Here is an 11,374-nt window from a genome sequence, read left to right on the forward strand (position 1 = left end):
CCGCGCCGGCGACGACGCCGACGAAGAGGGCCGACGCGACCGCGGTCGCGACCGGGAAGGAGGCGACCGCGACGACCGCGACGGGCAGCGCCGCGAAGGCGGCCATCACGCGCGGCGAGGGCAGGGGGGCTGACGGGTCGGGACCCGCGTACGGGTCGGGGTGTACGGTGCGTCTGGAGCGGGATCGGTCTCGTCTCATGGTTGGATGGGGGCGGGTGGCGCGAGGGCCTCGCGCCGCGGTCTGGTGCTGTGCGTCGGTCGGGGACCGTGTCGAGTGCGTCGCGGTCCGGTCGTCGTCCGCGGGAGGTCGTCGCCCGCGGACCGGTCATCGGTCGCGGTCGGTCGCCGCTCGCTCTCGCGAGCGGGCCTCCGAGACCCCGACGACGTCGGTGAGGTCGGCGACCCCGACGTCCGGCGCGAGCCGGACCGAGGCGTCGACGTCGACCGTGAGGTCGTTGAGGCGGGGGCGGAGGTCGACCACGTCGACGCGTTCGACGTCGACGCCGTCGCGACCCTCGAGCTTCGATCGGACGCCGGCGTGGAGGTCGCCCGCGGCGTCGCGGGGGACCGCCACCCGGAGCGCGACGTCGGTCGCGCGGTGGCAGGGTGGGGCTGCCATACGGACCCGGGAGGGAGTCGATTCCTCACCCCGAGGCTCTGCCGCTTGAGCTACCGGGTCTAACGGTCGAAACGACCAGAGCGTCGGGGGACGGGGAAAGAAGACGGCACGCGCCTCGACGGGCGGGGGCCGACCGTCCCCGCGTCGGGGTCACGCGGCGACGGCGTCGAGACGAGCGACGACCGACCCGCGGACCCGCTTCCCGACGCTCCGAAGGGGGGCGAACGTCGGAATGGGGTCGCGGACGGTCATGGTGGGGGCGCCCGGCGGGAGATCCGCTCGGACGTGTACTCACGCAGAGGGGGAACCGAATTAATAGTTGCCCGAGTGTGGGGATCAATGGCGTGATTCGACGCCGGTGAAATATGACTATTGAGTATAATAAATGGGATGACATCGGCGGACGATTCCGCCTCGGATCACCAATACACTAAGGATGCCGGCGACCGTACACGTGGTAGACGTGTCCAGCCTGTTGCCGGTCATCGCGGCGATTCTTGTGTCGGGGCTCGTCGTCCAACTGGTCGCCCACCGACTGAAGGTGCCGAGCGTCATTTTCTACCTCCTCATCGGGGTGGTGCTGGGGCCGGAGGTGTTGGGGCTCGTGACCCTCGAGACGTTCGGGAACGGGTTGGAGATCATCGTCGGGATCAGCGTCGCGATCATCGTCTTCGAGGGCGCGTTCGCCCTGCGGATCGAGCGTATCCGCGGCGCGTCCACGGTGTCGCTCCGGCTCGTGACGGTCAGCGCGCTCGTGATGTTCCTCGGAACGGCGGCCGCGGTTCGGTTCTTCGAAGGCGCCGACTGGGAGATCGCGCTGCTCATCGGGGCGCTGCTCGTGGCGACGGGGCCGACCGTGATCACGCCGATACTCAACGTCGTCCGCGTCAGGGACCACGTCGCGACGGCGTTAGAGACCGAGGGGATCGTCAACGACGTGACGGCCGCGATCGTCGCCGTGGTGATCTTCGAGACGCTGCTGCTCGACGACCTCGGCGTTCCGGCGACCCTCTTCTCGTTCGTCGAGCGGCTCGGCGTCGGCGTGGCCGCCGGAGTGCTCGCGACGGTGATCATCTACTTGCTGCTGGACAGCGAGTTCGTCCCCGACCGCGACGTGCAGGCGTCGCAGTTCCTCGTGTTGGCGGCGGCGGTCGGGGCGTTCGCGGCCGCCGAGGCCGTCGCCGCCGAGGCGGGGATCGCGGCGGCGGCGACAAGCGGGATCCTCCTCGGCAACCTCGACATCGCTCACAGAGAGGAGATAGAGCGGTTCGCGGAGAACACGACGCTCGTCGTCCTCTCGTTCGTGTTCATCTCGCTGGCCGCGCTGATCGACGTCCAAGCGATCGCGGCGCTCGGCGTCGGAGCCGTCGGGCTCGTGCTCGTGATCATGCTCGTGCTCCGACCGCTCGGGGCGATCATCGCCACCGCCGGCGTCGAGCGGTTCACGTGGCCGGAGCGGCTGTTCATCGCCGGTGTCGGTCCGCGCGGGATCATCCCGGCGAGCGTGGCCACCCTGTTCGCCATCGAGCTGGAGCTCGCGGGGAACGTGGCGCAGGGCCAGCTGCTGGTCGGGACGGTGTTCGCCGTCATCTTCGCGACGGTCGCGATCGAGGCCGGGCTCGCGCGGCAGATCGGCGACTTCCTCGGAGTGTCACCAATGCGCACGATAATCATCGGCGGCGGTCGGGTCGGCCGGGCGCTCGCCACACGGCTGGAGCGGCGGGGAGAGTACGTCGTCATCGTCGAGATAGACGACGAAGAGGCCGAAGGAGCGCGCTCGGACGGGTTTACCGTGTACGAGGGCGACGGCAGCGACACGGAGACGCTGCGCGGCGCCGGGATCGAGGACGCCAAGCGGGTGATCACGGTGACCGGTGACGACGACATCAACCTCCTCGCGTGCCAGCTGGCGATCACGAAGTTCGACGTGGAATCGGTGTACTCGCGGGTGAACGAGCCGGACAACGTCGACGCCTTCGACAGTATCGGCGTGAAGGCGATCGACTCGCCGACGGCGACCGCGGTGGCCATCGACGACGAGATCGAGCGGCCGGCGATCACCCACTGGATGAGCGAGCTCGGAGACAGCCACGACGTGCAGGAGGTCGAGGTGACCTCGGAGGGTCTCACCGGCAAGAGCATCCGCGACCTCAACGCGCAGATCCCCGACGGGACGTTCGTCGCCGTCGTCAGCCGCAACGGCGAGAACCACGTGCCGTCGGCGGACAGCGTGCTGGAGTACGGCGACCACGTCACCTTTATCGGCGACACGGACGCCGTCAGGAAGGCGATGAACCGGTTCCACCCGCACGACTGATCGGCGACGTGGGCCACGGTCGGCGTCGTCGCGAGCGCGGCTCCCGCCTCACTGACACCGGTTCTGTCGGAAGGTCACGTCGAAGACCGACTGCAGAGTGACGTAGAGCACCTCGCCGTAGGTGGCGCCCGGCGGACAGTCCGGGACGAACGTGTACTCACCGATGAGGCCGAGTCCCAAGACGTGCACGCGAATCAGCGCCCGTGCGGACTCGAAGGCGTCCTCGATCACCGACAGGGCCTCCTCCGGACCGGACGGGCCGACGGTGATGGTCTGCTGGAACACTACGTTCTCCGAGAGTCCCGACTCCACCGCGGCCGGGAGCACTTCGAGTTCGATCGTTCGTTCGGCGTCGAAGTCGCCGCCGACCTCGATGGTCACCGTCTGTGGGTCTCCGAACCTCTCTCTGAGAGAACAGCCGCCGAGTGCCCCGAGCACACTCGTTCCGAGCGTCCCGAGAATCGCTCGCCGCGTGCGCTCCATGTCGCGTTGCACCTCGTCCGGTTTCTTCAACGTTGGGGCTCGGCGACCGAGCGGCGGAGCCCCGAACGGGCGAGCGTGAGGCACGTCAGGACCGAACGCCGCGGCTGCCGAACGAAGTGAGGCAGCCGCAAAGTGAGCGTCCTGACGGAGATTTGAACTCCGGTCCCTGGCTCCGCAAGCCAAGAGGATAGTCCACTACCCTACCAGGACTCAATCAAATGTACCGCGGTAGAACTTAAGACGGTTACGGTCCGTAGGCCGCGTGGCGGAGGGTCGCATGCGGCGCGGTCGGGAGAGACGGCCGTGGACGGATTGCACACCTTTTGTATCGAGGGGACCGATGAGCCCATATGACGGAACTCCGATCCGCGACGGCGACGCCGCGGACCCGACGGGCGACGACGCCCCGGCGCGGACCAGAAGCGGGCGTGGGTTCGGCCGTGAGACCCCGGCAAGGACAACGCTTATCCGCGGACTCGACAACCGAGGAGGTACGCGTATGGGAGTGATAGAGGACGTCTACGAGGACCTCGACACCGACGTCGAGTTCGAGGAGTTCGAGGCGGCCGTCGAGGACAAGGTCGAGCAGATGGGCGGGCTCGCCGACGAGGAGACGGCCGCGATGCTGATCGCCCACGAGCTTCGCGACGAGGAGGCCGACACGATCGCCGACATCGAGCCGGGGATGAACGACGTGAAGTTCCTCGGGAAGGTGACCTCCATCGGCGAGGTCCGGACCTTCGAGCGCGACGAGGAGGACGCCGAGGAGGGGCGCGTCTGCAACGTCGACGTCGCGGACGCCTCCGGCTCCGTGCGGGTCGCCCTCTGGGACGAGATGGCCGCGGCGGCCGTCGAGCAGCTGGAGGTCGGTCAGGTGCTCCGCGTCATGGGCCGCCCGAAGGAGGGGTACAGCGGCCTCGAGGTGAGCGCCGACAAGGTCGAGCCGGACGAGGACGCCGAGGTCGACGTGCAGGTGCTCGACACCTACCGCGTCGAGGACCTCTCGCTCGGCGCCTCCGACGTCGACCTCGTCGGGCAGGTGCTCGACACCGACTCGGTCCGGACGTTCGACCGCGACGACGGCAGCGAGGGGCGCGTGGCCAACCTCACCGTCGGCGACGAGACGGGCCGCGTGCGCGTCACGCTGTGGGACGACAAGGCCGACCTCGCGGACGAGTTCGAGGCCGGCGAGGTCGTCGAGGTCGGCGACGGCTACGTCCGCGAGCGCGACGGTGACTTGGAGCTCCACGTCGGCGACCGCGGAACCGTCGAGCGCGTCGACGAGGACGTCGAGTACGTCCCCGAGACGACCGACATCGCCGACCTGGAGATCGGCGAGACGGTCGACGTCGGCGGGGGCGTCATCGAGACGGACCCGAAGCGCACGTTCGACCGCGACGACGGCAGCGAGGGGCAGGTGCGGAACGTCCGGATCAAAGACGAGACCGGCGAGATCCGCGTCGCGCTGTGGGGCGACAAGGCCGACCGCGAGATCGACCTGGCGGACCGCGTCGTCTTCACCGATGTGGAGATCCAAGACGGCTGGCAGGACGACTTGGAGGCGTCCGCGAACTGGCGCTCGACGGTCACCGTTCTCGACGAGGGGGCGGAGGCGGCGGGCAACGCGGAGACCGACGCGTCCGGGTCCGGCGACGGTTCCGGAAACAGCGACCGCGCCGCGAGCGACACCGGACTCGGCGCCTTCGCTGAGGACGGACAGAAGGCGGCGACCGAGGCCGTCTCCGGCGGGGCCGGCGGGGAGGAGAGCGCCGGATCCGGCGGCACGGCGGCCGCGACTGCGACCACGGAGGAGGTCGAGTTCACGGGGACCGTCGTGCAGACCGGCGACCCCGTCGTGTTGGACGACGGCCAGCGGACGAAGAGCGTCGAGACCGACGCGAGCCTCCGGCTCGGCGAGGAGATCACCGTACGGGGCGCGGAGCGCGACGGGACGATCCACGCGGACGACGTGTTCTGACCGTCGCGGGCCGCTCCGTCCCGACTGACTCCGGTTTCGAGGGCGCCGAACAGCGACGCGACGAGTAGCCGCGACGCCAGCGCTCGGGCGCGGAGACGCCGGTAACGGAAAGCGTTATACGGTACACGGACGCGACTGTGTGTATGAGTGTCGAGTTGCCGTTCGCGCCGGTCGACGGGATCATCCGGCGGAACGCCGGGGAGCTCCGCGTCAGCGCCGACGCCGCCGAGGAGCTGGCGCGCCGCATCCAATCGCACGGTGCGGAGCTGGCGATCGACGCGGCCGAGCGGGCAACCGAGGACGGACGGAAGACGCTGATGGCGTCGGATTTCGGCGTCGAACAGGTGATCGCCCGAGAGGATCTCACCCTGCCCGTCGCCCCCATCGACCGGATCGCGCGGCTCCGGATCGACGACCGATACCGGGTCGGCGTCGACGCGCGGATCGCGTTGGCCGACATCTTGGAGGACTACGCGGACAACGTCGCGAGCGCCGCCGCGACGCTCGCGCGACACGCCGACCGACGGACCGTACAGGCCGAGGACATCGAAACGTACTTCGCACTGTTCGAGTAGATGCGGTTTGGCTACAGCGAGCGGTGTCTCGCGCACGACACGGGGGAGCGGCATCCGGAGAATCCGGACCGACTGCGCGCGATCCGCCGCGGCCTCGCCAAGCGGCACGGCGTCGAGTACGCCGAGGCGGACCCGGCGACCCGCGAGGAGGTCGTCGCCGTCCACGACGCGGAGTATGTAGACGAGTTCGAGGCGTTCGTCGACGACGGGGGCGGAAGCTGGGACCCGGACACTGTCGCGAGCGAGGGGACGTGGGACGCCGCGCTCACCGCGGCCGGCCTCGCGCAGTGGGCCGCCCGATCGGCGCTCGACGGGGCCGACGGCCGGGACACCCCGTTCGCGCTCGGCCGCCCCCCGGGCCACCACGCGGTCCCCGACGACGCGATGGGGTTCTGCTTCTTCAACAACGCCGCCGTCGCGGCCCAGACGGTCCTCGACGAGGGCGCCGCAGACCGGGTCGCGATCTTCGACTGGGACGTCCATCACGGGAACGGCACCCAGGACGTGTTCTACGACCGTGGCGACGTGCTCTACTCGTCGATCCACGAAGACGGGCTCTACCCGGACACCGGCGACCTCGAGGAGACCGGCCGCGACGACGGGGAAGGGACCACGGTGAACCTCCCGCTCGCGGCCGGCGCCGGCGACGCCGACTACCGCTACGCCATCGACGAGGCGATCGGGCCGGCGATCGACCGGTTCGACCCCGATCTGCTGATCGTCTCCGCGGGGTTCGACGCGCACCGCCACGACCCGATCTCGCGGATGCGCGTCTCCTCGGAGGGGTACGCGATGATGACCGACCGAATCCGGTCGGTCGCCGGCGACGCCGACGCGGTCGAGGCCTACGTGCTGGAGGGCGGCTACGGGCTCGACACCCTCGCCGAGGGGGTCTCGATGGTTCACGAGACGTACGACGGTCGAACGCCGGTCACCGACGACGAGGAGCCGGACGCGAAGACGGAGTCGTTAGTGGCGGACCTGCGGGAGTTGCTCGACCTATAGGCGGCACCGACCGGCGATCCGGGACCCGACGGACGCGCCGATCAGGCGGCTTCGCTCGTCGGTTAGCGTCGACAGAAACGCCCGGAACGGGGGTTGAACAACAATCGTTCCACTCGTTTCGCTCGCGTCACTCTCTGATTCACACCCGCAGCGATCGATTTCGACGAACGGCTCGCTACGCTCGCCGTATTGTTCGGAGAAAACGCCCGGAGCGGGAGTTGAACCCGGAGGACTTCGTTCACTCCGTTCGCTCGTCCTCAGATTCAACTCCCTGCGAAACGATTCGTCGCCGCCGGTATCGACTCGCTGCGCTCGTCGATTGGCGGCGACAGAATACGCCCGGAGCGGGATTTGAACCCGCGTCACGACCGTGACAGGGTCGTATGATGGGCCACTACACCATCCGGGCAAACAGCGACAAAGCCCCGAAACGGGGGACGCCCGGAGCGGGATTTGAACCCGCGTCACGACCGTGACAGGGTCGTATGATGGGCCACTACACCATCCGGGCTTGTCGCAGTCATTCGTACCCCTGTCTGGCAAATAAGGCTTGTCATCGCCGGCGACGATGGGGACGGGTGACAGGGCGAGACGGCCGGCCGCGTCGCCGCTCGCGGCGGTAGCCTTTTGTATAATACCCGCATGAGTGTGAGTATCGCACGCCCCCGTCGTCGTGAGCCGCGCGCGGCGGAGCCGGTTGGCAAGTCTTATGCCGCTGGCGCATATAGCGATCTGTAGTATCTCGTGATAGCTTCTTTCAATAACCACCACCCATGGTAGACGTAAGCCAACACGAACTCGTCCCGGACCACGTCCTCCTCGACGACGACGAGGTCGACGAAGTCCTGGCGGAGTACGACGTGAAACGGACGAACCTACCGAAGATCAAACGCACGGATCCCGCGATCCCCGACGAGGCCGAGGTCGGCGACGTGGTGAAGATCGTTCGAAACTCCCGCACGACGGAGGAAGCGGTCGTGTACCGATTAGTCGTCTCATGAACAGGCAAGACCGACGCGTGGTTTCACGCGAGTACTTCTCCGACGAACGGCTGGCCGAACACCACTTCCGATCGTTCAACAACTTCCTCGACCGCGGCATGCAGGAAGTCGTCGACGAGAAGGAGACGATCGAGACCGACATCGGCGACAAGGAGGGCCAAGAGCCCGTCTACGTCGAACTCGGCGACGTGCGGATGGTCACCCCGCGCGTTCGCGAGGCCGACGGCTCGGAGGAGCTGCTGTACCCGCAGGAGGCCCGCCTGCGGAACATCACCTACTCGGCGCCCGTCTTCATGGAGATGTCCATCGTTCGCGGCGGCGAAGACGAGCCCGAACAGGTCGTCGACACCACCGAGACGAAGGTCGGCCGGATGCCGATCATGGTCGGCTCGGACAAGTGTAACATGGCCGGCTTCTCGGACGAGGAGCTCATCGACATCGGCGAGGACCCCGTCGACCCCGGCGGTTACTTCATCGTCAACGGCTCCGAGCGCGTGCTGATGACCTCGGAGGACCTCGCGCCGAACAAGATCCTCGCGGAGTACGACTCGAAGTACGGCGACGAGATCCAGGTCGCGAAGACGTTCTCCCAGCGCCGCGGCTACCGCGCGCTGGTGCTGTGCGAGCGCAACCGCGAGGGGCTGCTCGAAGTGTCGTTCCCGTCCGTCTCGGGCTCGATCGACTTCGTGACCCTCGTCCGCGCGCTCGGACTGGAGTCGGACGAGGAGATCGTCCACCGCGTCTCGGACGACCCCGAGATCGTGAAGTTCATGCTGGAGAACTTGGAGGAGGCGGAGGTGCAGACGACCGAGGAGGCCATCGAGACCCTCGGCGAGCGCGTCGCCTCCGGCCAGGGGAAGAACTACCAGCTCAAGCGGGCGAACTACGTCATCGACCGCTACCTCCTGCCGCACCTCCACGAGGAGGGCGTCGAGGAGGAGGACGTCCGGATCAACAAGGCGTACTACCTCTGCCGGATGGCCGAGGCGTGTTTCGAGCTCGCCTTGAACCGCCGCGAGTCCGACGACAAGGACCACTACGCCAACAAGCGCCTGAAGGTCTCCGGCGACCTGATGCGCGACCTGTTCCGGACCGCCCTGAACAAGCTGGCGCGCGACGTGAAGTACCAGCTGGAGCGCGCGAACATGCGGAACCGGCAGCTCACGGTCAACACGGTCGTTCGCTCGGACGTGCTGACCGAGCGGCTCGAACACCCGATCGCGACCGGGAACTGGGTGGGCGGTCGCTCGGGCGTCTCCCAGCTCGTCGACCGGACGGACTACATGGGCGTGCTCTCGCACCTGCGGCGCCTGCGCTCGCCGCTGTCGCGGTCGCAGCCGCACTTCGAGGCGCGGGACCTCCACGCGACCCAGTGGGGTCGCATCTGTCCCTCCGAGACGCCGGAGGGGCCGAACTGCGGGCTCGTGAAGAACTTCGCGCAGTCGATGGAGCTGTCGCAGACGGTCGAGGACGAACAGGGGCTGAAACGAGAACTGGCGTCGATGGGTGTCGAGGGGATCCCCGGCATCGAGGGCGTCGAACGACAGACGGCGGACGACTAATATGGCTCAGGCAGAACGCGAAGCGAAGGTGTACGTCAACGGGAGTCTCGTCGGGACCCATCCGGACCCCGAGGCCCTCGCCGAACAGATCCGCGAGGCGCGCCGCCGTGGCGATGTCTCCGACATGGTGAACGTCTCGGTCAGGGACCGGACCCAAGAAGTGATCGTCAACGCGGACGCGGGGCGGGCCCGCCGGCCGCTGATCGTCGTCGAGAACGGCGAGCCGCTGCTCGGCGACGAGGAGATCGAGGCGCTCGAGCGCGGCGACATCGAGTTCGAGGACCTCATCGACCGCGGCTACGTCGAGTTCATCGACGCCGAGGAGGAGGAGGACATCCTCGTCGCCGTCGACGAGGAGGACGTGACCGAGGACCACACGCACCTCGAGATCGACCCGCAGCTCGTGTTCGGTATCGGCGCGGGGATGATCCCGTACCCCGAGCACAACGCGAGCCCGCGCATCACGATGGGCGCGGGGATGATGAAGCAGTCCCTCGGGCTCCCCTCCGCGAACTACCGGATCCGGCCGGACACGCGTCAGCACCTGCTGCACTACCCGCAGCTGGCGATGGTGAAGACGCAGACGTCCGACCAGATCAGCTTCGACAAGCGGCCGGCGGCGCAGAACTTCGTCGTCGCCGTGATGTCATACGAGGGGTTCAACATCGAGGACGCGCTGGTGATGAACCAGGGCTCCGTCGACCGCGCGCTCACCCGCTCGCACTTCTTCCGGACCTACGAGGGCGAGGAGCGCCGGTACCCCGGCGGTCAGGAGGACCGCTTCGAGATCCCCGACCAGGACGTCCGCGGCGCGCGCGGCGAGGAGGCGTACACCCACCTCGACGAGGACGGCCTGGTCAACCCCGAGACGAAGGTGGACGAGTCCTCGGTACTCCTGGGCAAGACCAGCCCGCCGCGCTTCCTGGAGGAGCCCGACGACATGGGCGGGCTCTCCCCGCAGAAGCGCCGGGAGACCTCGGTCACGATGCGCTCGGGCGAGTCGGGCGTCGTCGACACCGTGACGCTGATGGAGGGCGAGGACGGCTCCAAGCTCTCGAAGGTGAAGGTTCGCGACCAGCGCGTCCCCGAGCTGGGCGACAAGTTCGCGTCCCGCCACGGCCAGAAGGGCGTCGTCGGCCACCTCGCTCCGCAGGAGGACATGCCGTTCACCGAGGAGGGGGTCGTCCCCGACCTCGTGATGAACCCGCACGCCCTGCCGTCCCGGATGACGGTCGGCCACGTGCTGGAGATGCTCGGCGGCAAGGTCGGTTCGCTCCGCGGCTCGCGGGTCGACGGCACGCCGTTCCAGGGCGAAGACGAGGAGGAGCTCCGCGAGGGGCTCGAGGAACACGGATTCAAGTCCTCCGGCAAGGAGGTCATGTACTCCGGCGTCACCGGCGAGAAGATCGACGCGGAGATCTTCGTCGGGACGATCTTCTACCACAAGCTGTACCACATGGTGTCGAACAAGCTCCACGCTCGCTCGCGCGGGCCGGTCCAGGTGCTCACGCGCCAGCCGACCGAGGGGCGCGCCCGCGAGGGCGGCCTGCGCGTCGGTGAGATGGAGCGCGACACGATCATCGGCCACGGCGCGTCGATGGTGCTCAACGAGCGGCTGTTAGAGTCGTCCGACGCCGAGACGGTCCACGTCTCCGCGGAGACGGGGCTCGTCGCCGTCGAGGACCGCGAACAGCGCCGGGTGTACGACCCGGTCACGGGCGACGAGGACGACATCCACGAGCTCGAAGTGAGCTACGCGTTCAAGCTCCTGCTCGACGAGATGATCGCCCTGGGAATCCGACCGAAGCTCGAACTGGAGGACGCTATTTAAATG

General features: G+C 68.1%; 9 protein-coding genes and 3 tRNA genes. 7 read left to right on the top strand and 5 right to left on the bottom strand.

The genetic code is table 11. The annotated features are described in order from the left end of the window. Window positions 1-325: 325 nt before the first annotated feature. The gene (locus tag DJ75_RS02375; RefSeq protein ID WP_094522278.1) at window positions 326-619 is read right to left on the bottom strand and encodes a hypothetical protein; all 294 of its coding nucleotides are present in this window, start codon (window positions 617-619) and stop codon (window positions 326-328) included. 436 nt (window positions 620-1,055) lie between these two features. On the opposite strand from DJ75_RS02375, the gene DJ75_RS02380 reads away from it, so the two are divergent. Next, on the top strand, window positions 1,056-2,936 hold the full coding sequence (locus tag DJ75_RS02380) for a cation:proton antiporter (RefSeq protein ID WP_176451408.1): 1,881 nt from the start codon (window positions 1,056-1,058) through the stop codon (window positions 2,934-2,936). A 48-nt stretch (window positions 2,937-2,984) separates the two neighbouring features. Here DJ75_RS02380 and DJ75_RS02385 read toward each other — a convergent pair whose 3' ends face one another. Both DJ75_RS02385 and DJ75_RS02390 read right to left on the bottom strand, forming a co-directional pair. Beyond that, window positions 2,985-3,419: a hypothetical protein gene (locus tag DJ75_RS02385; protein ID WP_094522279.1), complete on the bottom strand. Its 435-nt coding sequence runs from the start codon at window positions 3,417-3,419 to the stop codon at window positions 2,985-2,987. Window positions 3,420-3,556: 137 nt separating this feature from the next. Continuing rightward, window positions 3,557-3,629, bottom strand: a tRNA-Arg gene (locus DJ75_RS02390). A gap of 289 nt (window positions 3,630-3,918) precedes the next feature. Here DJ75_RS02390 and DJ75_RS02395 point away from each other — a divergent pair. The 3 genes from DJ75_RS02395 to DJ75_RS02405 all read left to right on the top strand — a co-directional run bounded on the left by DJ75_RS02395 (window position 3,919) and on the right by DJ75_RS02405 (window position 6,977). Beyond that, window positions 3,919-5,397 (top strand): single-stranded DNA binding protein, encoded by a 1,479-nt coding sequence (locus DJ75_RS02395; protein ID WP_094522280.1) that lies wholly within the window; start codon window positions 3,919-3,921, stop codon window positions 5,395-5,397. Window positions 5,398-5,540: 143 nt separating this feature from the next. Then, window positions 5,541-5,972, top strand: a complete 432-nt coding sequence (locus tag DJ75_RS02400; RefSeq protein WP_094522281.1) for a histone — start codon at window positions 5,541-5,543, stop codon at window positions 5,970-5,972. After that, window positions 5,973-6,977 (top strand): histone deacetylase, encoded by a 1,005-nt coding sequence (locus DJ75_RS02405; protein WP_094522282.1) that lies wholly within the window; start codon window positions 5,973-5,975, stop codon window positions 6,975-6,977. Between the two features lie 336 nt (window positions 6,978-7,313). On the opposite strand, the gene DJ75_RS02410 is transcribed toward DJ75_RS02405, so the two are convergent. Together DJ75_RS02410 and DJ75_RS02415 are read right to left on the bottom strand one after the other, a co-directional pair. Next, window positions 7,314-7,386, bottom strand: a tRNA-Asp gene (locus tag DJ75_RS02410). Between the two features lie 29 nt (window positions 7,387-7,415). Continuing rightward, window positions 7,416-7,488 (bottom strand) — tRNA-Asp (locus DJ75_RS02415). 262 nt (window positions 7,489-7,750) lie between these two features. Between DJ75_RS02415 and DJ75_RS02420 the strand changes: the two genes are divergently transcribed. Genes DJ75_RS02420 through rpoB form a run of 3 tightly spaced genes read left to right on the top strand, consistent with a single transcriptional unit; the run spans window position 7,751 to window position 11,371 of the window. Continuing rightward, entirely contained in the window at window positions 7,751-7,978 is a 228-nt protein-coding gene (locus tag DJ75_RS02420) for a DNA-directed RNA polymerase subunit H (RefSeq protein WP_094522283.1), read from the top strand. After that, window positions 7,975-9,540: a DNA-directed RNA polymerase subunit B'' gene (locus tag DJ75_RS02425; RefSeq protein WP_094522284.1), complete on the top strand. Its 1,566-nt coding sequence runs from the start codon at window positions 7,975-7,977 to the stop codon at window positions 9,538-9,540. Before DJ75_RS02420 ends, DJ75_RS02425 begins: the two co-directional genes overlap by 4 nt. 1 nt (window position 9,541) lies before the next feature. Next, a complete protein-coding gene (rpoB, locus tag DJ75_RS02430) occupies window positions 9,542-11,371 on the top strand; it encodes a DNA-directed RNA polymerase subunit B (protein ID WP_094522285.1) in 1,830 nt (609 codons plus the stop codon). Window positions 11,372-11,374 lie beyond the last annotated feature (3 nt).

This window comes from Halorubrum sp. Eb13, from assembly GCF_002252895.1.
Taxonomy (GTDB): Archaea; Halobacteriota; Halobacteria; order Halobacteriales; family Haloferacaceae; genus Halorubrum.